General features: G+C 51.3%; 24 protein-coding genes. 9 read left to right on the top strand and 15 right to left on the bottom strand.

Annotation, left to right across the window (positions count from 1 at the left end; all coding sequences use genetic code 11):
* Window positions 1–532, top strand: a 532-nt coding sequence (locus PsAD5_RS27730; RefSeq protein WP_153041417.1) for an integrase core domain-containing protein, incomplete at its 5' end; no start/stop codon positions are given.
* Between the two features lie 74 nt (window positions 533–606).
* Here PsAD5_RS27730 and PsAD5_RS23200 read toward each other — a convergent pair.
* The 4 genes from PsAD5_RS23200 to PsAD5_RS23185 form a co-directional block, all read right to left on the bottom strand.
* A complete protein-coding gene (locus tag PsAD5_RS23200; RefSeq protein WP_063293832.1) occupies window positions 607–1,644 on the bottom strand; it encodes a zinc-dependent alcohol dehydrogenase family protein in 1,038 nt (345 codons plus the stop codon).
* Between the two features lie 127 nt (window positions 1,645–1,771).
* Window positions 1,772–2,371, bottom strand: a complete 600-nt coding sequence (gene wrbA / locus PsAD5_RS23195; protein ID WP_063293831.1) for an NAD(P)H:quinone oxidoreductase — start codon at window positions 2,369–2,371, stop codon at window positions 1,772–1,774.
* A 214-nt stretch (window positions 2,372–2,585) separates the two neighbouring features.
* Window positions 2,586–3,692 (bottom strand): quinone-dependent dihydroorotate dehydrogenase, encoded by a 1,107-nt coding sequence (locus tag PsAD5_RS23190; RefSeq protein ID WP_063293830.1) that lies wholly within the window; start codon window positions 3,690–3,692, stop codon window positions 2,586–2,588.
* The gene (locus PsAD5_RS23185; RefSeq protein WP_063293829.1) at window positions 3,693–4,034 is read right to left on the bottom strand and encodes a DUF952 domain-containing protein; all 342 of its coding nucleotides are present in this window, start codon (window positions 4,032–4,034) and stop codon (window positions 3,693–3,695) included.
* A gap of 212 nt (window positions 4,035–4,246) precedes the next feature.
* On the opposite strand from PsAD5_RS23185, the gene PsAD5_RS23180 reads away from it, so the two are divergent.
* From PsAD5_RS23180 to PsAD5_RS23170, 3 genes are read left to right on the top strand one after another with little or no spacing between them, the layout of a single operon-like run.
* Window positions 4,247–4,891 (top strand): S24 family peptidase, encoded by a 645-nt coding sequence (locus tag PsAD5_RS23180; RefSeq protein ID WP_063293828.1) that lies wholly within the window; start codon window positions 4,247–4,249, stop codon window positions 4,889–4,891.
* Window positions 4,892–4,906: 15 nt separating this feature from the next.
* On the top strand, window positions 4,907–5,803 hold the full coding sequence (locus PsAD5_RS23175) for a thermonuclease family protein (RefSeq protein ID WP_063293827.1): 897 nt from the start codon (window positions 4,907–4,909) through the stop codon (window positions 5,801–5,803).
* Between the two features lie 36 nt (window positions 5,804–5,839).
* Entirely contained in the window at window positions 5,840–7,009 is a 1,170-nt protein-coding gene (locus PsAD5_RS23170) for a calcium:proton antiporter (RefSeq protein WP_063293826.1), read from the top strand.
* Here PsAD5_RS23170 and PsAD5_RS23165 read toward each other — a convergent pair.
* Both PsAD5_RS23165 and PsAD5_RS23160 read right to left on the bottom strand, forming a co-directional pair.
* A complete protein-coding gene (locus tag PsAD5_RS23165) occupies window positions 6,947–7,723 on the bottom strand; it encodes an SGNH/GDSL hydrolase family protein (protein ID WP_063293825.1) in 777 nt (258 codons plus the stop codon). The two genes, PsAD5_RS23170 and PsAD5_RS23165, sit on opposite strands and share 63 nt — an antisense overlap.
* 34 nt (window positions 7,724–7,757) lie before the next feature.
* Window positions 7,758–9,419: a lysine--tRNA ligase gene (locus PsAD5_RS23160; protein ID WP_063293824.1), complete on the bottom strand. Its 1,662-nt coding sequence runs from the start codon at window positions 9,417–9,419 to the stop codon at window positions 7,758–7,760.
* Between the two features lie 257 nt (window positions 9,420–9,676).
* Between PsAD5_RS23160 and PsAD5_RS23155 the strand changes: the two genes are divergently transcribed.
* A complete protein-coding gene (locus PsAD5_RS23155; RefSeq protein ID WP_200962360.1) occupies window positions 9,677–10,099 on the top strand; it encodes a tellurite resistance TerB family protein in 423 nt (140 codons plus the stop codon).
* Between the two features lie 78 nt (window positions 10,100–10,177).
* On the opposite strand, the gene apaG is transcribed toward PsAD5_RS23155, so the two are convergent.
* The 4 genes from apaG to PsAD5_RS23135 all read right to left on the bottom strand — a co-directional run bounded on the left by apaG (window position 10,178) and on the right by PsAD5_RS23135 (window position 13,637).
* Window positions 10,178–10,570, bottom strand: coding sequence for a Co2+/Mg2+ efflux protein ApaG (apaG, locus tag PsAD5_RS23150; RefSeq protein WP_057465027.1), 393 nt, complete (start codon window positions 10,568–10,570; stop codon window positions 10,178–10,180).
* A gap of 108 nt (window positions 10,571–10,678) precedes the next feature.
* Window positions 10,679–11,305 carry a CDP-alcohol phosphatidyltransferase family protein gene (locus PsAD5_RS23145; RefSeq protein ID WP_057464930.1) on the bottom strand — a complete coding sequence of 209 codons (627 nt, stop codon included), beginning with the start codon at window positions 11,303–11,305 and terminating at the stop codon, window positions 10,679–10,681.
* 153 nt (window positions 11,306–11,458) lie between these two features.
* Window positions 11,459–12,259, bottom strand: coding sequence for an ion transporter (locus tag PsAD5_RS23140; RefSeq protein ID WP_063287308.1), 801 nt, complete (start codon window positions 12,257–12,259; stop codon window positions 11,459–11,461).
* Window positions 12,260–12,818: 559 nt separating this feature from the next.
* Entirely contained in the window at window positions 12,819–13,637 is an 819-nt protein-coding gene (locus PsAD5_RS23135) for an ion transporter (protein ID WP_063293855.1), read from the bottom strand.
* 267 nt (window positions 13,638–13,904) lie between these two features.
* On the opposite strand from PsAD5_RS23135, the gene PsAD5_RS23130 reads away from it, so the two are divergent.
* Complete coding sequence (locus tag PsAD5_RS23130) at window positions 13,905–14,348, top strand: DUF1810 domain-containing protein (protein ID WP_063293823.1); 444 nt, start codon at window positions 13,905–13,907, stop codon at window positions 14,346–14,348.
* A gap of 22 nt (window positions 14,349–14,370) precedes the next feature.
* Here the strand turns inward: PsAD5_RS23130 and PsAD5_RS23125 are convergent, their stop codons facing one another.
* A complete protein-coding gene (locus tag PsAD5_RS23125) occupies window positions 14,371–16,296 on the bottom strand; it encodes a glycosyltransferase family 2 protein (protein WP_208981737.1) in 1,926 nt (641 codons plus the stop codon).
* A gap of 361 nt (window positions 16,297–16,657) precedes the next feature.
* Here PsAD5_RS23125 and PsAD5_RS23120 point away from each other — a divergent pair, with 361 nt between their 5' ends.
* Window positions 16,658–17,530 carry a transporter substrate-binding domain-containing protein gene (locus tag PsAD5_RS23120; protein WP_063293821.1) on the top strand — a complete coding sequence of 291 codons (873 nt, stop codon included), beginning with the start codon at window positions 16,658–16,660 and terminating at the stop codon, window positions 17,528–17,530.
* On the opposite strand, the gene PsAD5_RS23115 is transcribed toward PsAD5_RS23120, so the two are convergent.
* On the bottom strand, window positions 17,531–18,376 hold the full coding sequence (locus PsAD5_RS23115; RefSeq protein ID WP_063293820.1) for a sterol desaturase family protein: 846 nt from the start codon (window positions 18,374–18,376) through the stop codon (window positions 17,531–17,533).
* A gap of 132 nt (window positions 18,377–18,508) precedes the next feature.
* Between PsAD5_RS23115 and PsAD5_RS23110 the strand changes: the two genes are divergently transcribed.
* Together PsAD5_RS23110 and PsAD5_RS23105 are read left to right on the top strand one after the other, a co-directional pair.
* Window positions 18,509–19,159 carry an alpha/beta family hydrolase gene (locus tag PsAD5_RS23110; RefSeq protein WP_063293819.1) on the top strand — a complete coding sequence of 217 codons (651 nt, stop codon included), beginning with the start codon at window positions 18,509–18,511 and terminating at the stop codon, window positions 19,157–19,159.
* 64 nt (window positions 19,160–19,223) lie between these two features.
* Window positions 19,224–20,573 (top strand): anti-phage deoxyguanosine triphosphatase, encoded by a 1,350-nt coding sequence (locus PsAD5_RS23105; RefSeq protein WP_063293854.1) that lies wholly within the window; start codon window positions 19,224–19,226, stop codon window positions 20,571–20,573.
* A 209-nt stretch (window positions 20,574–20,782) separates the two neighbouring features.
* On the opposite strand, the gene PsAD5_RS23100 is transcribed toward PsAD5_RS23105, so the two are convergent.
* From PsAD5_RS23100 to PsAD5_RS23090, 3 genes are read right to left on the bottom strand one after another with little or no spacing between them, the layout of a single operon-like run.
* The gene (locus tag PsAD5_RS23100; protein WP_063293818.1) at window positions 20,783–21,769 is read right to left on the bottom strand and encodes an Hsp33 family molecular chaperone; all 987 of its coding nucleotides are present in this window, start codon (window positions 21,767–21,769) and stop codon (window positions 20,783–20,785) included.
* Window positions 21,770–21,778: 9 nt separating this feature from the next.
* Entirely contained in the window at window positions 21,779–22,717 is a 939-nt protein-coding gene (argF, locus tag PsAD5_RS23095) for an ornithine carbamoyltransferase (RefSeq protein ID WP_057464921.1), read from the bottom strand.
* Window positions 22,714–23,916, bottom strand: a complete 1,203-nt coding sequence (locus PsAD5_RS23090) for an aspartate aminotransferase family protein (RefSeq protein WP_063293817.1) — start codon at window positions 23,914–23,916, stop codon at window positions 22,714–22,716. Before PsAD5_RS23090 ends, argF begins: the two co-directional genes overlap by 4 nt.
* Window positions 23,917–24,703 lie beyond the last annotated feature (787 nt).

Below are 24,703 nucleotides of genomic sequence, written 5' to 3'. Positions count from 1 at the left end.
AGCCTTTCTGGTTGACAACGGTTCTCCATGGGGGACTGCTCTTACCGATCAGCGTTGGACACCATTGCGGATCTGGTTGGCTCATCTTGGTGTCCGCCTGATCCATGCCAGACCTTTTCATCCTCAGACCAAAGGCAAGAATGAGCGGTTTAACCGAACCCTGAAAGAGGAGGTTCTGGCATACAGAACATTTCGCAGTCACCGCACTATGCAATCGGCCTTTGATCAATGGAGGCGGATTTATAATTTCCATCGCCCGCATGAAGCACTTGGATTAGCGCCACCTATCAGTCGCTATACAATCTCACAGCATATCTTTCCCAAACACCTTCCAGATATCAGCTATCCCAAAGGAACAATGGTCCGAAAGGTACCCAGAACAAGAGCGGAAATCAGCTTTAACGGAAGGCTCTGGTATGTCCCTAAATGCTTCCGCGGCTACACTCTCGCCATACGTCCCTCAGACAAACCTGAGATCTTCAACGTATGTTTTGCAGCAAACACAGTCGCAAAAATCGACTTAACATCATAACATGACCGTCACCCATGTCCCCGAACAAACGTCAACCATCTCTCCGGGACAAACAGCAAGACGCAAGTCACATGCTAAGCAATGTCGATGGTGACTTTGCCCATGTGCTGTGCCTGATCCATGTAGGCATAGGCTTCATCGATCTGGGACATGGAGAAAGATTTGTCTATGAGCGGTTTGATCTGGTGCTTGGAGACAAACGCACACAGGTTCTCAAAATAAGCACGGGAGCCGACCAGAACACCCGACAGCGACGAGTTATTCAGGACAAGCTGGCTGATATTCTCAGGGGCGTGTGCCCAACCAGTCAGAACACCCACTTGTGTAATCAGGCCATGTGCGGCAACGGCACGTATGGATCGCTCCAGCGTTTCCTTACCGCCAAGGTCCAGAACCACATCAGCGCCATGCCCATCTGTCAGTTCTCTCAGTTCGACATCCCAATCTGGTGTTGTTTTATAGTTGATGGTGATGTCCGCTCCCATCTCCTTTGCTTTCTCCAGCTTTTCATCTGAGGAGCTGATGAGAACAACGCGGGCTCCAAACGCTTTGGCGAGTTGCAGAGCGAAGATGGCAACACCACCCGTGCCTTGTATCAGAACTGTATCTTCTGGTCGCAGTGCCCGGTGTTGCTCAAAAAGAGCATGCCATGCTGTGACGCCAGCGCAAGGCAGTGTTGCAGCTTCCTGAAAGCTCATATGATCTGGCACACCCACAAGAGTATCCTGATGAAACTTCGCTTGCTCTCTTAAAACGCCCGGCTGATCAGCTGAGCTGATTGCGGAAGATAATGCACTTGGCTGGAATGAGCCTTCAAGCCAATCCTGAAAGAAGGTTGGCATGACACGGTCTCCAACAGACCATTTTGTGACTTGCTCACCTAAAGCAATGATTTCCCCTGCTCCATCGGACAAAGGCACAAGATCCGCTGGCATTTCACCGTACTGGCCTTTTCGGATCATCTGATCTCGTGCATTCAGGCTTGCGGACTGCAGAGCAATCTTCACTTCGAATGGTCCGAGCGGTTCTGAAGGGAACCTGTGGGAGCTGAATGTGTTTCCGTTTAAAACGATGCCCTGATGATGATTTTGCGCGTGATTATGAACGGTCATTGAATGATCTCTTAATGAAATATATGAGGCAGGCCTTGGCAGCCTTGAAGGTTTTGTTGAGTTGATGCACCTGATCACACAACGCAGGCAACGTACTGCTTGATGTGATCAGGCGTGGCACCTGCTTTTAGCTGGTCAGTTTGCTTGCAATTGTTGCGACGTGGCGCCCCTGGTCACGGGCCAGTTTCAACTCATCCTCACTTGGCTGGCGAGAGCCATCCGAGCCTGCAATGGTGCTGGCGCCGTATGGGGAACCGCCGCGCACTTCAGTGATATTGAAGAGTTCCGGACTTGAGTACGGCAGGCCAACAATCATCATGCCGTGGTGCGCCAGTGTCGACCAGAAGCTGGTGATGGTTGTCTCGTTACCACCGCCTGTTCCGGTGGATGTGAACACCGAGCCGACTTTACCAATCAACTTGCCACCAGCCCATAACCCTCCGGTTTGATCCAGAAAGTTACGCATCTGCGATGCCATGTTGCCGAAGCGTGTTGGGGTGCCAAAGATGATGGCATCATAATCCGCCAGCTCACCCGGCTGCGCAATCGGCGCCTGTTGATCCAGCTTGAAGTGACCGTTTACAGCAACTTCTTCCGGCACAAGTTCCGGCACGCGCTTCACAACCACAGTTGTTCCAGCGACATCTTCCGCCCCCTCACGGATGGCCTCTGCCATGGTTTCGATGTGGCCGTAGCTTGAATAATATAAAACGAGAACTTTGGTCATGGGTCTTCCTTCATGTTGCTCTTACAGTGAAGGTAAAGCACCGACATAAATGAACAATATCACATTAAATAGAATGTCTGTTCATTATATATTGACAGTTGTAGAGATTTTCGTGCCACTCAGTGGACGGCGGATATCTTTGGCTGGTGTTCTCACAAAGAAAAAGGCCAGACTTCCTGCGAAGCCCGGCCTCATTTATCGATAGGTGTGAGCCTCAGTTCTCCAGCGATTTATCAGCCCAGATGTCATTGTCGATGCCGACAAGTTCCTGCAAGTTGGCAACCTTGCGGGCAGCAACGAGGCGGGACAGATGGTGGTTGATCTTCTTCACCAGCGTTTGTCCCTCATAAACCATGCCGGAATAAAGCTGGATCTGGTTTGCGCCTGCAAAGATCTTCGCTGCGGCTTTTTCTGGTGTGTCTACACCACCAACGCCAAAGAGCGGCAGATCCGGACCGACTGCACGTCGGGTTTTCGCCAATGCAATGGTGGCTCGTTCAAACAGCGGTGCGCCTGACAACCCGCCTGCTTCTTTGGCCTGCAGCTGATCCTTCAGCGTGGCTGGACGGGCGATGGTGGTGTTGGAGACAATCATGCCATCGACGTTGCTGGTCAGGACGACTTCTGCGATTTCCTTGAGCGCCTCGTCTGTCACGTCTGGGGCGATTTTGAGCATGACGGGCACCTTACGGCCCAGGCGGTCTTCTTGCTCGTTGCGCGCTTCCATAATGGCGGTGAGCAGATGCCCCAGTGCATCCTTCTCCTGCAAGTCCCGCAGGCCGGGTGTGTTGGGAGAGGAAATATTGGCCGTCAGGTAGTCCGCCAGTTCTGCAAAGCGCTTTACACCCAGAACATAGTCCGCAACGCGATCCTCTGAGAGCTTGTTAGCGCCAACGTTGATGCCAAGCACTCCCGGCGTGCGGCCAGCTTTGCGGATGCGCTCGTAGACGACATCGTGGCCGTCATTGTTGAAGCCATAACGATTGATAACGGCGCGGTCTGCACTCAGGCGGAAATTCCTAGGCTTTGGATTACCTTCCTGCGGCAGAGGGGTGACCGTTCCCACTTCAACGTGCCCAAAGCCAAGTTTCATCAGCGGCGCGATGGCTTCGGCATTTTTGTCGAAGCCTGCTGCCATGCCCACCGGGTTCTTAAAAGTCAGATCGCCCCACTTGTATTCGAGAGCCTTGTCCTCGATCTGGCCGAATGTCGGCGCGAAACCTGAGGCCAGCATCTTGATGGTTGCGTTGTGGGAGGTCTCCGGGTCCAGACAATGCAGTGCCCGGATACCGACTTTGTTTATGAGGTTTTCAATCGACATTTACAGCTCCGGAAACTCGTGATTGCCATTTGCATCCAATGGCAAAGGTTTGACCCATATAGCTTTGGAGGTGGGAAACTTGCCATAGAGATGCGGAAAGAGCGTTCCACCCCGGGAGGCTTCCCACTTCATTTGCTCTGCAGGGAAATCTTCGCTGTCAACGGCAATCAGCAGCAAGTCGGTTTGTCCCGCAAAGTACAGCGCTGCTGTTTCTTTTACGGTCTCGGCGCTGGAAAAGTGGATATAACCATCGGCCAGATCGATCGGTGCACCCGCAAAGAAACCGGCTGCTTCAGCTTCTTGCCAAAGCGCCCTGGGGGCGATCTTGAATATGAGGGACATGGGACTTGCCTTTCAGGAGAGACGTCTACTCAACTGAAGTCATGCTCTTACATCCACAAATCAGTGGCTGGCAACCCCTCTCTTTCGTCTAGAGCTTGCAATAGGATTTTATTCACCACATACAAGATTTCTTTGAGATGCGGGCGCAGTTGGCGTTTTAAGTCATATCTGCGTTCGTTTCAGGTGACGCCGGTGCTGCCGCAGGAGGATATATGCTGGATCACGAACACCTTTGGGCCGCACTTGATAAGCTGGCTGCGCAGCATCAACTGACGCCCTCAGGACTGGCGCGCAGAGCTGGGCTTGATCCGACCTCTTTCAATCCTTCCAAGCGGTTCGCTGCAGATGGTCGTCCGCGTTGGCCTTCCACAGAGTCGCTTGCCAAGGTGCTGGAAGTCACCCAGATGTCTTTTCTGGACTTTGCCGCTTTGCTACAAGATAAAACCGAGATTTCAACTACACATTTCAGGTCTTTTCCAGCTTTTCTTTGCACGAGTGATGAGTTGAGGGAGGTTGATCCGCAGCAGCTTTCCGATTTTCAGTTGGACAAATTCTGCGATAGCTTCATTTTTCCGAGTTCTCAGAGTGAGAAATTCTTCGCGCTTGAAGTTTCGAGTAATAGTTTTGAACCATACTACAGGGAAGGACAAATTCTCATCGTCTCTCCCGAGGCTTCTTTGCGGCGGCATGATCATGTTTTGATAGCAACCAAATCCGGAGTTCTTCATTGCGGTGCTTTGCAACGGCAAACAAACGAGCGCATTGAATTTCGACGGGACACTCCTGACGATAAGCCAAGGGTGGTTCAGGTTGCAGATCTGGTTTGGACAGCAAGAGTTTCATGGGTGAGCCAATAAGCAAACAGGGCGCTTATGCGGATTACCAAGACCACGAGTATTCTTTTTGGAGCTTTGCTTCTTGGCGCCGGGTTTTATGCGCTGACAGAGTACAATGCAGCGACAGCCTTGCGTGGGAATGCGCGCACATTGTACCGCCCTTCTTCGTTTCCTATTGAGCATCAGCCGACAGCAGAGGAGAAGCAGCGGGAGCTGGCTGCGCTTGAAGCTGCCCGTGTTGCAGCTGAGGCGAAAATTCCAAAGACGCCGCCCAAGCATCCTCAAACACTTCGCAATGTTGGCGGCAGTCGCACGCCCCCTCCTCCTATAACGACACAGCTCCAACGCGTTGCACATGTTAAAGTACCTCGCAAATCCAAGCAGCCTCCTCCGAAGGAACTCGTGCTGTATCGCCCTGTTGCCGTTGACGGTGCAACTCTAAGTGATAAAAAGAAGAGAATATCCCTTCATCACATTCAGCCTGTACCGCTCAGCACAACATGCCCCAGTGAAGATGGTGAAAGATGGCCGTGCGGTATCAGAGCGCGGACGGCTTTGCGTGCTTTTATCCGCCAGAAGCGTGTCACCTGCTCAGATATGAAATCAGTGCAAACAGATGAATATGCTGCTTCCTGCAGTGTGGGCAAACATGATCTTGCCACTTGGCTGATTGAAAATGGTTGGGCCAAGGCTGAACGGGATGCGCCAGTTTCACTGAAAGAGATCGCGGCACGGGCTCGGCGGTCTGAGCAAGGCATCTGGCGTTCCAAGCTGGTTCAGCTGAGCGAGGATGAAACCGCAACACTGGTAAACTCCTGGGAGGAGCTGGATGATGACAGCACCTCAACCACACCGCTGGTGATGGAAGGAGAGCCTGCAATAATCTGGCGTCCACGCAACAGCGCGGCTGCGGAGACGTCTGCCACCGAATAATTCATTTTTTACAGGGCCTTGGAGAATAAAAACATAATGTCAGGGTTTTGGAATACACTTAAACGAGAGGCCTGCTTTCTTGCAGGTGCAGCAACCACAGTCTTCTTCTTTCTGGCTGGGGCGGATCTCTTATTGCCCACCTCCGGTCTCTTTGTGCAGATGTTCTGTTTCATCTGGCTTTTCGGTGTCATGCTATGGTGCGCCTTTGGCGTGGTGCGCCATGCAGACTGTCTGGCCGTCATTCTTGGTGAGCCCTATGGAACGTTGATCCTGACGCTCTCGGTGATCGGTATTGAGGTCTCTCTGATCGTTTCCATTATGCTGACAGGTGGGACGAATGAGCCTCTGGCCCGGGATACGATGCTGGCGGTGCTCAATATCGTGCTGAATGGCATGGTGGGCATCAGTCTGCTTCTGGGAGGGCTCAAGTACGGGGAACAGCCTTTCAACACACAGGGCGCCCGCTCTTTCCTTTCAGTCCTTATTCCACTCGCGACTTTTTCTCTGATCCTTCCCCGCTATACGACCTCAACGGCTGACCCTTCCCTTTCGACGGGACAGCAGATCTCATTTGCGGTGATGATCAGTCTGCTCTATGCGATCTTCCTTGCCACTCAGAGCATCCGGCATAAGTCTTTCTTCATTCAGCCTAAACCACACTCTGGTGTGGCTCTGTCCTTCCTGATGGCGAAGGATGAAGTGGAAGACGATAAGCATGCCCACGATGATGATGATCATCATGATCTGGAGATCTATTCAACCAGCTATCACGCGATCTTCCTGATCCTGACCATGCTGCCGATTGTTCTGCTTTCCAAAAAATTCGCGGTGCTGGTGGACTTTGGCATTGCCAGCTTTCATATGCCTGCTGCGTTTGGTGGTGTTCTCGTTGCGCTTCTGGTTCTTACTCCTGAAGGCTTGGGCAGCTTCCGTGCGGCGCTCTCAAACAGGTTACAACGCTCCGTGAACATCTGTCTTGGATCAGCTCTGGCGACGATCGGTTTGACAGTCCCGGCTGTTCTAATCGCAGCCGGGATCTTTGACATTCACATTGTGCTGGGTGTGAAGGATACGGACATGATCCTGCTCCTCCTGACACTCATTTTGAGTATGATCACGTTTACCGGCAGCCGAACGAACGCCCTACAGGGCGCCGTCCATCTGGTGTTGTTTATCTTCTACTTCATTCTGATCTTCCAGCCCTAGCAGATCACGCTCGACCAACTCGTTGATCACATGATCCACCCAGTGCTGATTACCAATCGGTGCTGCGTGGATTCCGTCCTCGCAGAAGCCCTCAGCCGTGATCCCCGGAGTGACAGAGATAGCAATGGCACCGCGCTCATGGCACAGCTGCGTGCCGACACGATTGATCATCTGCCGGCGAGGCTCCAGTACAGCGCCGAGTCCCCACGAGAGCGCGGGCACGTTCATTGGTGACATGAGGTTGGACCAGTAAATCCGGGCATGAGGGTACTTGCTACGCAATGCATAAATCAGCTCGCCGAACCCTTTCTTCCAGGCTTGGCCAGAACGGAAGTTCTTCAGGTCATTAAAACCGATACTGATGTAAATGTGTGTGTAATCGGCGTGCGGCAGATTTGGGACGACCACATCACGGATTTGGCTGGAAGTTGCAGAGTTGTTGCCAGCAGCCCGCCATTTAACAGGCCGTCCGGATACCTCTGCCATTTTGTGAGCCATCTTGCAGGTCAAGCCATTTGTCGTGTGGTCCAGCCCCACTCCGGCAACGGAGGAATCGCCAACAACAAGCAGATTGATCGCCTGGCCCTGACCGGGAACCGCACCAAATTGCGGTCCTGGTGCTGGTGACAGCCTTAGGGAATTAGCACGGGCACGTAAGCCTTCGAAAATGTAGACGGGTAAAAGCGCCCAAGTTAGCCAGCTAGGAAAAGACATTAAAAAAGCCCCCTCGTTTGAGGGGGCTAATTCATCACGCTGCAAGCTCTCCTGCAAGTGCTTTTGCAATCAAACTACGAGTTTCCGGAATACCGTAGAGGGCGATAAAGGAACCAAAGCGTGGGCCTTTCTCCTGCCCCAGAAGTACTTGATAAATCGCAGAGAAAAAGGTCTGCGCGACACCAGGGCGTCCATCTGGACCCGGCTTTGCGGTGTTCTGGTAACGCTCAATATTACGACCAATGTCGTAAATTGCGTTTTGGATATCGCCGCCGTCAGTCTCTGCTGGCAGGCCAGCAAGCACTTCATCCAGCTTGGTGAGCATTTCTGTCTCAACTTCATCAGCTGCTTTGAACTTCTTCGTTGGCTTCACGAAGTCGTCGTAGTAGCGGATGGCGTAGCCAACCAACTCATCCAGCATCTTATGCGTTGCGGCAGAAGAACCCGGTGCGTAGCGGGAGATGAACGCCCACAGCACGTCCTTGTTCTCTGCGTTAGATGCAGACACCAGGTTGAGCAGCATTGCGAAGGAGATCGGCATCTCTTCTTTTGGCGGTGTACCGTAGTGGATATGCCAGACCGGGTTCATCAGCTTCTGCGCTGCATCCATGTTGTCGAACTTGGACAGGAAGGTGCAGTACTCATCAACCGCTTTCGGGATGACGTCAAAATACAGCTTCTTCGCAGTTTTCGGCTTCTGGAAGTTGAACAAGGACAGGCTTTCCTGATTGGCGTACTGGAGCCACTCTTCCATGGTCAGGCCGTTGCCTTTGGACTTGGAGATTTTCTGGCCTTTGTCGTCCAGGAAGAGCTCGTAGTTGAAGCCTTCCGGAGCAGGACCGCCCAGAGCTTTACAGATCTTGCCAGACAGATTCACGCTGTCGATCAGATCCTTACCAGCCATTTCATAGTCGATACCCAGAGCGTACCAACGCAGCGCCCAGTCAGCTTTCCACTGACATTTGACGTTGCCGCCTGTCACCAGAACTTCAACACGCTCTTCAGTCTCAGGGTCAATGTAAGTCACAGTGCCTTTTTCGACATTGCGATCCACCATTGGCACCTGCAGCACAATACCTGTGCGCGGGCAGAGCGGCAGAAATGGAGAGTACGTGGCCTGACGCTCTTCGCCCAATGTTGGAAGAATGATCGCCATGATCTTGTCGTAGACTTCCAGCATGCGCAGGAGCGCTTTATCGAACACACCAGACTTGTAGTAGTCGGTGGACGACACAAAGTCATACTCGAAGCCGAACTTATCCAGAAACGCCATGAGTTTTGCGTTGTTGGCCGCTGCAAAGCTTGGGTATTCGTTGGAGAATGGATCTGGCACGCTGGTCAGTGGCTTGCCAAGAAATGACGCCATCATCTCCTGATTAGGCACGTTGGTTGGCACTTTGCGGAAGCCGTCCATATCATCTGAAAAGCAGATCAGCTTGGTCGGGATCTTGTCTTCTGTGAGCACACGAAAAGCGGTGCGCACCATGGTGGTGCGTGCAACTTCGCCAAAGGTGCCCATGTGCGGCAGACCAGATGGACCATAGCCGGTCTCGAACAAGACCGGCCCGGTCTTGGGTTTCTTCTCCAACCGTTTGACCAGTTTGCGTGCTTCTTCAAACGGCCAGGCTTTAGATACCTGTGCCGCCTCGATAAGTTCTGGGCTGAGATCGAGTTGAGGCAAACTGTTCATAGACATGGATTTTGAGATCCGTATTTGGAGATTAAATTGTAACTGAGTTTCGCTTTCTTCAGCAGGATTTAATGCCGGAAAGCTGCGCGAACTTATGTAAAACTAGCGCCCGCGTCAATGACAGTTCTCGGGTTTTCGGCTCTACCCCCTTGTATGAGGCCGGAAGCCCCCTTACCTTTGCAGTCATTAGCCGCCGCCAGACAATTTGGCAGAGCGAAAAACTAAAGCAAACCAAGAGGCAAAGCTTTTCGCTTTGGGGAGATATGGGTACAATAGAAAGATTACTGAGCGTAGAAGAAGCTCTCATTCATGTGATGGTGATGGTTTCCGCCGCAGACAGCGCGATGAGCGATGCAGAGCTTCGCCAGCTTGGCGATATTGTGGGCATTCTCCCTGTCTTCAAAGATTTTGACGACAATAACCTGATCAAGATTACCCAGCAGTGCGCTGAGCGTCTTTCTGGCGAAAACGGCATGAACGCAACGCTGGCGCTTGTGGCAGAATCTTTGCCAACCAAATTGCATGACACCGCTTATGCTCTTGGCGTGGAGATTGCCGCGGCAGACTTGCGGGTAAGCCCTGAAGAAGTGCGTATGTTGCAGTTGCTACGTGACCACCTGAAGCTGGACAAGCTGACGATCGCAGCGATTGAGCGCGGCGCTCAGGCTCGCTTCCGCACACAATAACTCAGTTCAATCTGATTGGCGGGCAGCACGACTGCCCGCAATCCTGCTTTTTGCGCTGCAAGATATTGTTTGCAGCTGTTAATGCACGGTCTTGACCATATCCGGCAGATCCAGCGAGAAAGCTGGAATTTTCACCGCAAAGGACTCCCCCTTTTCAGTTTGCATACGGTAGTTGCCCGTCATGATGCCTGAAGGGGTATTGAGTGGACAGCCTGAGGTGTACTGAAACGACCCACCGGGTTCGATGACTGGCTCTTCACCAACCACACCTGCCCCGTTGACTTCCTGCGTGTTGCCGTTGGCATCGATGATATGCCAGTGGCGAGACCGCAGTTGGATAGTATCAGAACTCAGGTTCTCAATTGAGACCGTATAGGCCCAGAAGAACTGCTCATCTTCGGGAGTGGACTCCTCAGCAAGATAATACGGTTCGACAGTGATCTGTATATTTCGGGTAACGGCACGATACATAGCACAACCCATTTCTAAGGAAAATTCCACTGCAAATACAACAGCAGTACGCATCCTATTTTTAATAAGTCTAGCCTTTTCACCCCGATCTTCGCAAGAGCAGCGATCTCACACCGAAGGATCTGGGTGGTTCAAAACCATATGTCGAACCATAAAAACGCGAGAAATGGCCGAAAGTGTGCAGATCGCAGCAAAAGTCCACGCAACCCATGAGAAGTAAGTGGGGAACAAGCAAAATGCGACGAAGACACCAATGGTTTCAAAGCCTTCAGCGAGCCCTCCCAGATAATAGAAGGACTTCTTGCCTCGCAATGAGGTTTGCATGCCCAACTTCTGTGCCAGCGTTGCAAATGCAAGGAATGTGGAACCGTTAATGTAAAAGCTGAAAAGTAAGGCTGCCGCAGCCAAAGCGTTCTGCTCAGGCGCGACAAAGGCAAAGGCCAGTGGGATTGCACCGTAGAAGATGAAGTCGAATGTGATGTCGTAAAACCCGCCGAGATGTGTGGACCCCGCCGCTCTGGCGATGGCACCATCCAACCCGTCTGCAAAGCGATTGAGCAAGATAAACAGTAGAGCTGTATTAAATTGCCCAGCGGCCACCGCCGCCCCCGCAGCAAGGCCAAACCCAAGCCCGACCAAGGTCACTGCATTTGCAGTAATCCCCAGATCTGCCAGCGCTTTTCCCATTCTATTGAGAGGTGGGTCTATATAGCCGCGGAGTTTTGCATCAAACATATCGTATCCTATCAGATATGCTTTTCGTCTTAGGGCTTTTTTTCCAAGGTGCCTATAACAGCCCGCTCGCAATCCACACGCGCGGTGATCAAGATTACTTCATCAGAACTTGATCATGATCTTCAGCGTAAGTAGTTCTGCCGACGGATAATCTTACTCGCGGTTTTTCCGCAATTTTTCCAGCTCAACCATCAGATCAAGTTTCAGGTCTTTTAGTTCACTCAAGACAACCTTGGTCTCTTCATGCACGTTGATACGATCTTGCTCAATATCCTTATCGTGCTCCTGCTGCATTGCTGCAACGATTATACCGATAAACAGGTTCAAAACGGTGAAGGCGGTGCATAATATGAAGGGAATGAAGAACAGCCATGCATTGGGAAAGACCTCCATAACTGGCCGAACGATCCCCATACTCCAGCTTTCCAGTGTCATGATCTGGAACAGCGAGTAGGCCGATGCTCCGATTGAGCCAAACCATTCGGGAAACACCAAGCCGTACAAGCGCGTGGCCATTACGGAGAAGACATAAAAGACGAGAGCCATGAGCAGGACGATTGAGCCCATGCCCGGAAGTGCGAGGATCAGCCCACCAATGACACTTCGCAGAGACGGGACAACCGAAATGAGCCTCAAAATCCTCAGGATCCTGAGCGAACGCAGAATGGTCGCCGGGCCAGTTGCCGGGATGACTGCAATCGTGATGATGAAGAAGTCGAAGAGGTTCCATGGCCCCTTAAAGAAACCCGGACCAAACGCGATGATACGCAGTGTCAGTTCAACAACAAAAATTACAAGGATCAATTCATCAAGAAAGCGCAGTATGGGGCCGTACTTGGCAATAAGCATCTGGCTTGTATCCAAGCCAAGGACAACAGCGTTCAACGCGATTATACTTATGATTGTGAATTCCCATTGGCGGCTTTCAATGATGGATCGCAACTTCGCCCGCATTTCGACACTTGACCTCACATTTCGAATTTGGGCCCACCCTAAGTAATTATCTGATGGTTTCAAGTTGAAAGGGGGCAGCAAAATATTGACTGGTATAGATGAAGAAATCGCCAAGAACTTCAGATAGTAAAGTCAAAACAACACTACCAAAATTAACTTATAGTTTTCATGGGCTTGATCATTTCCACAAGAACTAACAAAAAATTGCATAAATTTTGTAGAAATTGCGGGTATTGCTCAACACCAGAGCCAAAACCTCCTGAATGTACGATCTGAAGAGTTAAAAGGCTGAGGTTGACACCCGTCAAATGACCCTGGCTTGACCATTGCAATTGCAGCTTCTCCCTCTCCTCATGCCGCTTTGGTACATGGATGATCTTGTTTAGAGCACTCTCTGCAACTCATAAAACTCTGTATGCCTACTGGCAGATACAACCTAGGCTATCTTGAGAAGCGGCAGAGACGCCTTCTGAAGGACTGCGCACCAAGTGCTGGTGTTGGTGCGCTGAGGTGCCTCCATGTTGCACAAAGACCGTCGTCTACGATCTGGGAGTCCGCACTAGGTCAACTCTGCTGTTTTCTTATGAGGGGCCTTACGATTGCGTCTCAGCTTCGCAACATCTTGCCGCAAAGTCCTGAGCTCTTTCATAATCGCATTTGCTTCCATTCGCACATAATGGTGATGCTCTTCCACATCCCTCTCATGCTCTTCCTCCATTGCTGCAACAATGACGCCGATGAACAAGTTCAGGACTGTTAATGCAGTGGTCAGAATGAACGGAATGAAGAACAACCAGGCATTCGGATAGACATCCATGACTGGGCGGACGATTGCATCACTCCACCCCTCCAGCGTCATAATCTGGAACAGAGAATAAGCGGAAGCGCCGATCGTTCCAAACCATTCCGGGAAGGTCTCGCCGTAGAGCTGCGTCGCCATGACAGAGAACACATAGTAGACCAGAGAGAGAAGCAACATGATTGAGCCCATCCCTGGCAATGCCAAGACCAGCCCTCCGATCACGCGCCTCAGCGATGGGACGACCGAGATGAGCCGCAGAACACGAAGGATTCTCAGTGACCGCAGTATCGCTGCCGGACCCGTGGCCGGAATAAGCGCAATGCTTACGATAAAGAAGTCGAAGAGATTCCAGGCTCCTCGGAAAAAGCGGAAGCCATATGCAAACACGCGAAGAGAAATCTCAATCACGTATATGCCAACTACGATATCGTCCAATGTGCGGAGTATTGGGCCGTAATGTTGTTGAACAGTCTGGCTGGTTTCAACCCCTAAAGTTATCGCATTCAGGGCGATGATAGATATGATCGTGTATTCCCAAGCCTTACTTTCAATGATCGCACGAAGTTTTTTTCGCATCGTCCACATGTCCAGACATTACGTTAGCGAATGGTGATTAAAACTCTGAAACCAGTTGTTTTTATGTTTCTTCAATAACGAACTCAGAAAAACATCAGGAAAGAGAACAGTTCATTATGCTTGGATCTAAAAATATACTTCACTCTTAGACAACTCTAAAATTCCACCAGAACTTTTCTGTTTCTGATCTCCGAGTTTGAGAAACAATATGGAACGCCGATTGGCGGAAGATAACTGCAATGATGGTGACCTGAGAGCGAGTATCAAATGATAAAAACGACCAAGGATGACATAACCCGGTTTGTAATTGCGCAGGACCCGGTTTTCTCAGAGGTGGTGCAGGAGCTCTCGCAAGGCCGGAAGACCTCACATTGGATCTGGTTTATCTTTCCTCAGTTACGTGAACTGGGTCGTTCTTCAACCGCGCATTTCTTTGGCATTGCAAATCTTGAAGAAGCTCAGCGATACCTTGCTTATCCTCTGCTGGCCGCACGATTACGTGGCTGCTGCGGGTTACTTCTCAAGCATACCGATCTCACTTCCAAGCAAATCCTTGGCGAAATAGACAGCTTGAAGGTGCGCAGTTGTACAACTCTTTTTGCATATGCAGCTGATGATCCAACAGTGTTTCATCAGGTACTCGATCAATTTTATAACGGGCAGCCGTGCAATCTCACGATAGACGCTCTCAGGTTGCCTTGGAACGCTTAGTTTCTCTGCGCTCCTATCACTATTAAGCGCTCTTTCTTTCTCCCCGATGACGCACAATGCCATGCTCCGTTTTTCGCCAGTAATGCGGTTTTATGGCAAACTCAATGAGCGCTTTGTAAGAGGCAATGCAGCCAAGAACCCAATAGAATGGAATGCTTGCAATCTCCCAGGTGCGTGCCCGAAAGCCACGCTTTGCACTACCTTGCAGGACCGTGACAACAGTGCCACCGAGACCAAAGAGAAAACAAAACATGGCATAGATGCTGAAGGCATCAAATGCCTGCAGTCCGGTGTTGTAAAAGTTCAAACTAAGCTTTCCAAACATGAGCGCAGTCAAGGGAGCTGCCCAAAGGCACAGCATACCGCCAAAGAACGTCAGGAGCAGTAAAGCAAAGTTTGTCACGCCGAGTTGCTTGTAGGTCAACATTGGATTGCGCAGATGCACAGCCAGCGTTTGTATCCAACCTTTATGCCAGCGTGTGCGTTGATGGAGCCATGCTGTGAGCGTAAGCGGTGCTTCCTCAAAGGTGGAGCTGTTTAGTGTGCGTGTCTTAAATCCCTGCCGCGCAAACCTGACTGCCAGATCAGCATCCTCAGTCACATTAAATGGATCCCAGCCGCCAACCTTCCGCAATGCACTGACACGGAAGTGGTTGGAGGTCCCTCCCAGAGGCAGCAAAAGGTTTTTGCGAGACAAGAATGGCAGGAAGACATCGAAGAGTGCAGCGTATTCGAAGGCAAACTGGCGGACCAACCAGCTTTCTTCGGCATGATCGATGGACAAAGCTGCCTGTAAGCAAGCGACATCATGGCCCTCAAGCGCAAACTGGCAGATGGCTTTTTTTAGTTGCTGTGGCTCTGGCCTGTCCTCAGCGTCAAATACCGTTACAAACTCACCTTTTGTCGCGGCAAGACCAACGGACAGTGCACGGGGTTTGGTTTGAGGTTTTCCGGGAGGCAGGATGATCATCCGCATTGATTTCTTTAGCAGTTTGCGGAGATTTTTCTGTGTCAGCTCATCGTTTTGCTCAACCAGAAAGATCACATCGAGCGCATCTTTCGGGTAATCCAACGCATCCAACCCATCGACCAGTTGGCGACAAATTGCTGCCTCCTTGTAAAGAGGGACAAGGACGGTGTAATGCGGCCATTTATCCAGCTTTGGGACCGTAAACTCCTGCCGGTCAGAATAAGTGAAAAATGACGCAAGGCGAAGCAACCCTGTGACACCGAGTGACAAGGTCAGCAGGATAAAAAGGCCCCATAAAAATGCATCAAACGCGAAGCCAGCTGCTCCGAGGAAGATGATTGGGGTGACTGTCAGCAGCCTTCGTTGCGAAGGCAAAAAGCGATACACTGCCGACATCGAAACATCGTCTTGTGCTAAGGCGTTGGAGCTGGCAGTCGTTACCGTCAATGCCTTTTGGTATTGCGGTGTCACGACCACAATCTTGCTCGTGGCTTCATCGAAATAACCAAGAGCCCGCTCAAAAGCCTCAAGCTGGTGGCCAAGTGGGGCCGCTGCGAAGACGACCTTTTGATTAAGATCCAGTGCTGGAACGAACAAAATTCCTTCAGTTTCAAATGGCTTTAGCTTTTCATCGATTGGAGCGATTGCTGACAGGCTACCATCAGACGCATAGCGAATGTTCATTTTGCCGGAAATTCCCCAGTAGAACACTGAGGCATCCAGAAATCCTTGTTCAATCAGGTAATTGCTGATGCACTTGTCTTCCACCGAGATCCTCGACTTTGCGAAGTCAATCAAGGCATCGGAGCAATTGCATTGCAACAGCACTTCGCGTTCCAGCGCGTTCTTCAGGCGTACAAATTCCGGAACATATCGTTCTTTGAGTGAAGATTTGGAAACACTTTTGATAAGAGGCCCAGCCCTTTCATCAGGAGAAGGATCATCGGCAGACTGCTCCAGAGGGCTAATCGCTGTCATACGGCTTCGCAGAGCTTGTCCCGCTTCAACGGAACGTGCGCTCTCAATGCGACCAATCGATAGAGCTAAAGAGCGTAAAGTGTTCGCCTGACGCACAGAAAATGGCAGCCCGTTAGCTGCTGATGTCTCGCGATATTCTTGCCCCCCCTTTGATACCCTAGCCCTTGTTAATCTAGGAGGCTCATCTTCGGTTACAGGTCTTCCCCTTACGCAGGCATTCACTTAGTATCTCCTTGAGAATTTCCCGTTAGGCTTACGCTCTGTTGCAAACTGGATTGGATAGCTTTTGCGTTTCCCCGTATTCTTCATATTGCTGATTTTATGTAGTGCCCAGCCGCTCATTTTCGCGGCGTCAAATGCTATGGCACAGAATGCAAATGGCTCAGATACCTGGGAGGTTTCCCAGAGCTCTCCATTGTTGGGAGGGGGAAACAGTGGCTCTGAAATTGGAGTAAGGTCCCGATCAGGCTCCTCTTCGGTAGTTATCCCTTTGTTTTCTGGGGGGCAGTCTGGTCTAGCAACAACCGGTAAGGCGCCGGAGCGGATCCGTTTCATTGCTGCAGACAACTTCCCACCCTTCATTTTTCGAGACAGTGAAGAGCGTTTGATGGGTTACAATGTGGATCTTGCCCGCGAGATCTGTCAGAGCCTCAAGGCTGCCTGCAGTCTCAAGATCATTCCGTTTAACCACTTGGCCAATACTGTGTTTAATGGAGAAGCAGACGCTGTCATTGCCGGAGTGAGCATGACACCGGAAACACTTGAGAAACTGTCGTTTTCTCAGATCTACATGCGATTTCCGGGGCGCTTTGTCGTGGGCAGGAACAGCACACTGCAACCTCTGCCAGAAACACTGGGTGGAAAGCGCATTGCAGTTGTGGAAGGATCGCGCCATGAGGCATTTTTGGAGCGGTTCTTTACAGACGCAGTTGCAGTTCCATTTGAAAATGAAGAGCTTGCCCGCAATGCTTTGTCCCGGTCAAATGTGGACGCTCTGTTTGGCGATGGGATGAGGCTGTCATTCTGGTTGGATACGCGCACTGCCGACGGATGCTGCAAGTTTGCAGGGGGACCGTGGCTGGATCCGAGCTATTTCAGTGGCGGATTGGCGATTGCAACAAAGGCAGGCAATACCAAGATGTTGAATACGATCAATCTTGGTCTTACCCGCCTTCAATCCAACGGTCGTCTCGGGGAACTCTATCTCAGATATTTCCCGCGCGGTTTCTTCTGATCATCCTTGTTTCGGCGTACCATCTTTATTGACACGACTGGAAAGCCAACCTTGTACATGCGCTAAGGCCTTGAAGGGTAATAGCAATGACCAGCCCAACTGTCGTGGCTCTTTGCCCTGAAATTCACTCAGACCGAAGGTGATGTTTTCCTGACCGCCTTTGGGGTCATTCACATAAGTAGAGAACAAACGATCCCACCAAGGGAAGTTGAAGCCGTAGTTACTATCAGTTTCAATTGGACGGGTGGAGTGGTGGATGCGGTGCATGTCTGGTGTCACGATCATCCAACGCAAGATGCGGTCTGCTTTGTCAGAGAGCTTGATGTTGGCATGGTTGAACATGGCGGCTGCGTTGAGGACAACTTCAAAAATCACCACAGAGAGAACAGGTGCGCCGAGGAGTGCAACGACGATCACTTTCCAAAGCATGGAGACTGCAATTTCCAGCGGATGGAAGCGAAGAGCCGTTGTGACATCAAAGCGTGGATCGGTGTGATGAACCTTATGCAAATGCCATAGGAACGGGACTTTATGGCTGGCTACATGCATGGCCCAGACCGCAAAATCGAGCGCAAAAAACGCGATTACGTCCGCTATAACTGGGTCGATTGCCAGCCAGTGTGCAAGACCAAACCCTTCCACCTGCGCCCAGTAAGCCGTTGATACTGCAGCAAAAGGTAAAGCGAACCGTAGCATCAGAGTGTTGATTATCGACAGGAGAAGGTTGGTTGACCATCGTCGTGGCCGCTCCTGGCTCTCTGAACGCCTTGGAATGAAGATTTCCAAGAATGCGAACACTAAGAATGCGCCCGCAAATATTCCCAGGCGAATGACGCCTTCTTCCATGATGAGTTCCGTTCAATTAGCGCGCATCTTCCACGCATTTATATTAGTTAATTTGAATATGGCGCTTATTGAAGACGGGGACAAGTAAATTTCCTGTCACTTTTGTCGTGAAAGAGGCGCTAAAATAGCTTCATGACTGAGATTTTATGGACACGTCCTGAAGGTGAGTGCCATGGCACTCTTGTGTTGGCTCATGGTGCGGGTGCGCCGATGGATGCCAATTTTATGAACCGGTTTGCGGAAGCTGCGGCTGCGAATGGCATTGCTGTTGCGCGGTTTGAATTTGCTTACATGGCGAGGCGTCGGGAGACAGGCAAGAAGGCTCCTCCTCCGCGGGCGGACAAACTCATAGGCGAATTTCAGAGCGCTATGCAGGATATTCTTGAACAAACTCAAGGCCCTGTCCTGATTGGGGGCAAGTCCATGGGTGGGCGCGTTGCAGCTATGCTGGCGGGTGGAGAGAGCCTGCCGAAGCGTATTCCCGGTGTTGTGTGCCTTGGGTATCCGTTCCATACAGAAGCGAAGAAAGAGTTGGCGGACTGGCGGCTTGAGCCGTTGCAGAAATCCACTCGTCCTATCTTGATTACGCAGGGTGATCGGGATCAGATGGGGCATCAGGCTGAGGTGGAAGCTGTTGATTTACCTGAGTTTGTTCGGCTTTTCTGGTTGGAGGATGGAAACCACGACCTTGCCCCGCGCGGAGCTTCTCCCGCGACCTGGAAAGGCAATATTGAACAATCTGCCAGAGAGACCGCAGAGTTCTTTAAGTCGCTGATTTCCTGATAGTATTTTGCCCTGCACCTTGTTGTGCGGGGCTTTTTTTTCGATTTATTGCGGAGTGGTTGAAGTGAGTGATACTGTTTGGACGGCGCGTCAAAGCGGTTGGGTTCCCAAGTCGGATGATGCGCGGACACCCTATGACGTGGATTATGCCCGCATCGTTCATTCTCATGCCTTTCGCCGCCTGCAGGGGAAAACCCAGATCCTCAATCTGGGTGATAGCGACTTTTATCGCACGCGCCTGACACATACGCTGGAAGTGGCACAGATCGCTTCGGGCATCACCCGGCAGTTCCGGGCGTTCTTCAAGGATCATCCGGCTTACGATTACATCCCTGAGGAAAGCCTCGTTAAAACAATTAGTTATTGCCATGATATCGGCCACCCGCCATTCGGGCATGGGGGTGAAGTGGCGCTAAATTACTGCATGCGCGAGGCTGGTGGCTATGAAGGCAATGGCCAGACCCTGCGCATTGTTTCAAAGCTGGAGAAGATGTCGGAGAAGCATGGGGCTGATCTGACGCGGCGGGCATTGCTTGGCATGATGAAGTATCCGGTGGCGTTCTCAAAGGTCCATAATCCTGAGTTATCCCCGCGGCTTAACCCCAACACCTCCACAGTGAGCCTGATTGACCGGAAGCGCTCTGCTCCGCCCAAGTGTTTTATGGATGGGGAACAAGAGATCGTCGACTGGGCGTTGACACCACTCTCTGAGCGGGATCGCTCACTGTTCTGCAGCTTTATGCGCAAGGACGGTAAGCACGGGAAATCTCGTTTTAAATCATGGGATTGCTCCATCATGGATCTGGCTGATGACATTGCCTATGGGGTCCATGACTTTGAAGATGCAATTGCTTTGGGGCTGGTTCGGGAAGAGCAGTTCCGGGAGGATATCTCTGCAGACGTTTGCACGGCATTTTTGGATGATCTGATTGAGAGCAATCCGGAGAAATATTCTGGCAATGCCTATGAACAGATGATTGCAGGGCTGTTCGGCAATGCTAATCGGCGAAAGCAATTCATCGGAAAGCTCGTTCACTTCTTCATTGTGGCTGTTCAGATCAAGGCGCAGGAAGCTTTCAGCGAACCACTTTTGAAGTACAAAGCTGTTCTGCCAGAAGGACATACCAAGGTACTGGATGCGCTGAAAGGCTTTGTGTTTGAACGGGTTATTCAGGCGCCGAATGTTCAGCATCTTGAGTTCAAAGGGCAGACTATGGTGGTGGCTGTCTTTGAGACGCTCATGAGCGAGCCCAAGGCGTTCTTACCGGAAGATGTTTATGCTGACTTCGTTGAGACTGAAGACGGTTCACGGATCGTCTGTGATTACGTTGCCAGCATGACCGACATGATGCTCCTAAAAACCTACGACCGGTTGTTCAGCCCACGCATGGGCTCGATCTTTGACCGTGTGTAGTTTCGGTTCTCATTCAATATCAATGAGTTAAAGAAAAACGCTGCCAGTGATGTTCTGGCAGCGTTTTTTTGTGCGTTGGTTTGCGTTTTTTACGCTTTTCCTGAGCTGTTGTGTCATTCAGCATTCATGTTCATTCACACTACCTGCCACAACTTTTTACCTAAGCGAATTCTTGTCGCTTGATTGAATCCAAACAAGCGGAACGCGCCTTAGTCTTCGAACACCTTATTCGCGTCCAGCTCATAATCCTTGGAGCAGAAGTCGCACTTGATGTGGACGGTTCCTTCCGCTTTCATCTCGGTTTTGTCTGTCTCAGAAAAGTTCTGCATCATGGCAGTGATCTTTTCTTCAGAGCAGGTGCATTTGTCTGCCATCTCCTGCGGGGAGAAGACGGATGCACCACGTTCGTGGAACAAGCGGTACAGAAGACCTTCGACGGTCAGGCTTGGATCGATGAGCTCGTCATCTTTTACGGTCTCAACCAGCGAGCGCGCTTCAACCCAGGCATCGTCCTCGTCAATCTCGTGAGCTTCGTGCCCTTCTGGCGCGTCGCCCGGATGGATGTCGGCCTGTTTGAGACGATCCAGAGACTGAGGCAGGAACTGAACCATGATGCCGCCGGCAGCCCAGGAGTGATCAGCACCACCCTCTTCGGCTTTGGTCAACACTTCAGCCACGCCAAGGCGGACGAATGTCGGGATCTGCTCTGACTTTTGGAAGTACTCGTGAGCCGCCTCTTCCAAGGTGGTGCCATTCAGAACCACGATACCCTGGTAGCGGCTGGTGTGCGCTCCCTGATCAATGGTGAAAGCCAGATGGCCTTTGCCGAGCAGGTGGTCTGGTTTGAACCCATCTTTGGCTGCAACTTCGGCGACTTTGTCTTCGCTGAACTGCGCCATAGCACGCAGCCCGTCAGGCGCGTTGAAATCAACAACGAGCGTGGAGACTGCACCGTCGGTCTGGGCTTGCAAGGTCAGGCGACCTTCGAATTTGAGGGTACTGCCAAGCATGGCTGTCAGGACAATTGCCTCTGACAGCAGCTTGTTGACTGGCGCAGGGTACTTGTGCCGCGCCAGCATAGAGTTCAGCACCGGCCCCATATTGATAACCCGACCGCGAACGTCCAATGCTTCAACAGCAAAAGGAACAACAGCGTCAACGCCAGCGGCGGTCGGTTGAGCAGGTGTATTTGTCATTTTACTTTTTTATCCTTCAGGCAAAGCACCCATGCACCACGCCATAATGCCTTTTTGGGCGTGGAGTCGGTTTTCTGCCTCGTCGAATACCACAGAATGCGGGCCGTCGATTACCTCATTTGTCACTTCTTCCCCACGATGCGCAGGCAGGCAGTGCATAAACAAAGATGAATCGTTGGCTTCGCTCATCAGGCGTTCATTGACCTGATAAGGAGCCAGCAGGTTATGACGCGTTTGTGCTTCGTCATCTCCCATGGACACCCAGCAATCGGTGATAACACAATCACTGTTTTTCACAGCAGCAAACGGGTCGTCTGTCACGACGAGTTCAGCACCGGATGTATAGGCCTTTTCGATCCATTCAAGAGGTACTGTCAGTTCATTTGGTGCGGCGACGTTAATTTTGAAGTCAAACTTTGCTGCCGCTTCGATCCAAGAGTAAAGAACGTTGTTGCTATCGCCCACCCAGGAAACGGTTTTACCCTTAATGCTTCCGCGGTGTTCTTCGAATGTCATGATGTCGGCCATGATCTGACAAGGATGCGAAACCTTGGTCAGGCCGTTGATGACCGGAACGGTAGCGTACTCTGCCAGTTCTCTCACGGCATCATGGTCCAGCATACGGATCATGATCATGTCCACAAAGCGGGACAGCACGCGGGCGGTATCTGGAATGGACTCGCCGCGGCCAAGCTGCATCTCTGCGCCAGTCAGCATCAGGGTTTCGCCGCCCAGTTCCCGCATGCCCACATCAAAGGAGATGCGGGTTCTGGTGGAAGGCTGCTCAAAGACCATGGCGAGCACTTTGCCTGCCAATGGCCCCTGCCCGCGATGAACGCCATTGCGGGTGGCTTTAATCTGATTGGAGACCTGCATAATCTGGCGAAGGTCATCACCGGAAAAATCGCTGATATCGAGAAAGTGCTGTGGTTTTGTCATAGTGGTCATTTGGCAGTCTCGGCAGTTTTCAGCTCGGTTTCCACATCCGCAGCAGCGGCTTCGATTTTTTGGACGAGCATGTCAATTTCTTCAGCAGTAATGATCATTGGCGGCATAATACGGAGCACGTTGTCTCCGGCACCAACTGGCAGCAGGCCGTTGTTGCGCATGTGTGCCAGAACTTGTGTGTTCGGCACTTTGCACTTCAGGCCAAGCATCAGGCCTTCACCGCGCACCAGCTCAAACACATCACTGTGCTGATCAACAGCGCAGGCCAGCTTCTGCTTCAGCTGCAAGCCTTTTTCCTGCACAGCTTCCAGAAAGCCTGGTTCCAGAACCGTTTCCAGAACAGCATTCCCAACAGCCATCGCCAGCGGGTTGCCGCCGAATGTGGTGCCGTGAACGCCCGGAACCATGCCGCTGGCCGCTTCATTGGTTGCGAGGAACGCCCCCATTGGGAAGCCGCCGCCGATGCCTTTTGCAATCGCCATCAGATCCGGTGCAACGCCTGCCCATTCATGGGCAAAGAGTTTGCCGGTTCTGCCAACGCCTGTCTGGATCTCATCGTAGATCAGCAACAAGTCATTCTCATCACAGATCTGGCGCAGACCTTTCAGGAAGGCCGGGTCCATGGTGCGGATACCACCTTCACCCTGAACCGGCTCCAGCATGATGGCTGCAGTTTCCGGTCCGACCATCTTTTTAACCGCGTCCAGATCTCCAGCGGGCACCTGATCGAACCCTTCTGGCGCAGGGCCGAAGCCTTCGAGGTACTTTTGCTGACCACCAGCGGCGAGCGCTGCCATGGTTCTGCCGTGGAACGCATTTTCAAAGGTGATAATGCGGTTCTTTTCCGGATTGCCCTTGGCAAAGTGATAGCGCCGTGCGGCCTTCATGGCCCCTTCTGTTGCTTCCGTCCCGGAGTTGGTGAAGAACACAACATCAGCAAAGGTGTTGTCTGTCAGCAGCTTTGCAAGCTTCTCACCCTCTGGAATTGTGTAGAGATTGGTGACGTGCCACAGCTTTTCAGCCTGAGACTTCAGTGCCTCAACGAGCTTTGGGTGTGCATGACCCAAGCCGGAGACGGCAATACCCGAGGCACAATCCATGTATCGTCGACCATCAGCCGCAATCAGCCAGACACCTTCCCCACGCTCGAACGCGAGGTCTGAGCGTGCATAAGTCTGCATTAGCGACGAAGTCGTCATTTCTTACTCCTCATGGATTGAGCTTTCTCGATATGCTCAAAAGTCCTGGTTGCTACAAAAACAAAAAAACGCCGTGTGGCGTTTTGAAACTAAGAGAAGCGACATATAAACCGCGTTCCCTCAGGGCAGTCAATAACACGTATTGCCAGCAATACCTTACTCCCGTTCAGGAATTGGCTGCCAGCCTTGTCTCTCTCCCTCTGGTGCAGCTTAAACAGGCTACTACCGGAAGAAGCATGCATTGTGGCATTTTTAGAGGATAGAGTAGAGATTAAATCCCATGCTCTATGACCAGTTTTTTTCCACGGTTCTTAAGGTTTATTCAATACACCTCTAGCGTGTACTACGGCATATGAGAGAGGAGTGCGCTTAGTTCTTGTGTTATGCAATTTGTAGTTTACTAGTGTTTTTTACTAGTTGTTTTTCAGTGGTAAATATATGTATTAAATATCAACGGGGTAACGCTATCAGCTCTTACTTTGTGTTGGAAAGAATGCGGTGGAACTTGGTTTAACAAACAGCTCCTATTCTTTAGATTGATAATCTTCTCCCACCACAAGAAGGCTGTTATAGGTAAGTAGTAGTACGGCAATTCTGGGGAAAACCAGAGTCTTCCCCACCTCAATTCTTTGAGGTTATTGCTCGTATCAACGCCCATATAGTACTGTGTGACAAGAGTTATACACCATCTCGTAGTTACTGAACGCTGCAAGCACACACGCTCAGGTAAGCGGCACTTTCGGATGCGTCCGAACTGAGCGAATGCTGTTTTGCGCGCCACTGAAGG

The sequence above is a fragment of the Pseudovibrio sp. Ad5 genome, assembly GCF_001623095.1.
Lineage (GTDB): Bacteria > Pseudomonadota > Alphaproteobacteria > Rhizobiales > Stappiaceae > Pseudovibrio.
The sequence above is the reverse complement of the archived record's forward strand: the minus strand, read 5'-3'. Positions and strand labels throughout refer to the sequence as shown.

Coding starts and splice junctions, on each gene's coding strand:
- PsAD5_RS23200 (WP_063293832.1), bottom strand. CDS start 1,644: ATGACCGTTCATAATCACGCGCAAAATCATCATCAGGGCATCGTTTTA.
- apaG (WP_057465027.1), bottom strand. CDS start 10,570: ATGTATCGTGCCGTTACCCGAAATATACAGATCACTGTCGAACCGTAT.
- PsAD5_RS23160 (WP_063293824.1), bottom strand. CDS start 9,419: ATGTCTATGAACAGTTTGCCTCAACTCGATCTCAGCCCAGAACTTATC.
- PsAD5_RS23190 (WP_063293830.1), bottom strand. CDS start 3,692: ATGTCGATTGAAAACCTCATAAACAAAGTCGGTATCCGGGCACTGCAT.
- PsAD5_RS23145 (WP_057464930.1), bottom strand. CDS start 11,305: ATGTTTGATGCAAAACTCCGCGGCTATATAGACCCACCTCTCAATAGA.
- PsAD5_RS23125 (WP_208981737.1), bottom strand. CDS start 16,296: ATGACAGCGATTAGCCCTCTGGAGCAGTCTGCCGATGATCCTTCTCCT.
- PsAD5_RS23140 (WP_063287308.1), bottom strand. CDS start 12,259: ATGCGGGCGAAGTTGCGATCCATCATTGAAAGCCGCCAATGGGAATTC.
- PsAD5_RS23135 (WP_063293855.1), bottom strand. CDS start 13,637: ATGCGAAAAAAACTTCGTGCGATCATTGAAAGTAAGGCTTGGGAATAC.
- PsAD5_RS23110 (WP_063293819.1), top strand. CDS start 18,509: ATGACTGAGATTTTATGGACACGTCCTGAAGGTGAGTGCCATGGCACT.
- PsAD5_RS23165 (WP_063293825.1), bottom strand. CDS start 7,723: ATGTCTTTTCCTAGCTGGCTAACTTGGGCGCTTTTACCCGTCTACATT.
- PsAD5_RS23115 (WP_063293820.1), bottom strand. CDS start 18,376: ATGGAAGAAGGCGTCATTCGCCTGGGAATATTTGCGGGCGCATTCTTA.
- argF (WP_057464921.1), bottom strand. CDS start 22,717: ATGACCACTATGACAAAACCACAGCACTTTCTCGATATCAGCGATTTT.
- PsAD5_RS23175 (WP_063293827.1), top strand. CDS start 4,907: ATGCGGATTACCAAGACCACGAGTATTCTTTTTGGAGCTTTGCTTCTT.
- PsAD5_RS23120 (WP_063293821.1), top strand. CDS start 16,658: ATGGCACAGAATGCAAATGGCTCAGATACCTGGGAGGTTTCCCAGAGC.
- PsAD5_RS23090 (WP_063293817.1), bottom strand. CDS start 23,916: ATGACGACTTCGTCGCTAATGCAGACTTATGCACGCTCAGACCTCGCG.
- PsAD5_RS23170 (WP_063293826.1), top strand. CDS start 5,840: ATGTCAGGGTTTTGGAATACACTTAAACGAGAGGCCTGCTTTCTTGCA.
- PsAD5_RS23185 (WP_063293829.1), bottom strand. CDS start 4,034: ATGTCCCTCATATTCAAGATCGCCCCCAGGGCGCTTTGGCAAGAAGCT.
- PsAD5_RS23155 (WP_200962360.1), top strand. CDS start 9,677: ATGGGTACAATAGAAAGATTACTGAGCGTAGAAGAAGCTCTCATTCAT.
- wrbA (WP_063293831.1), bottom strand. CDS start 2,371: ATGACCAAAGTTCTCGTTTTATATTATTCAAGCTACGGCCACATCGAA.
- PsAD5_RS23130 (WP_063293823.1), top strand. CDS start 13,905: ATGATAAAAACGACCAAGGATGACATAACCCGGTTTGTAATTGCGCAG.
- PsAD5_RS23180 (WP_063293828.1), top strand. CDS start 4,247: ATGCTGGATCACGAACACCTTTGGGCCGCACTTGATAAGCTGGCTGCG.
- PsAD5_RS23100 (WP_063293818.1), bottom strand. CDS start 21,769: ATGACAAATACACCTGCTCAACCGACCGCCGCTGGCGTTGACGCTGTT.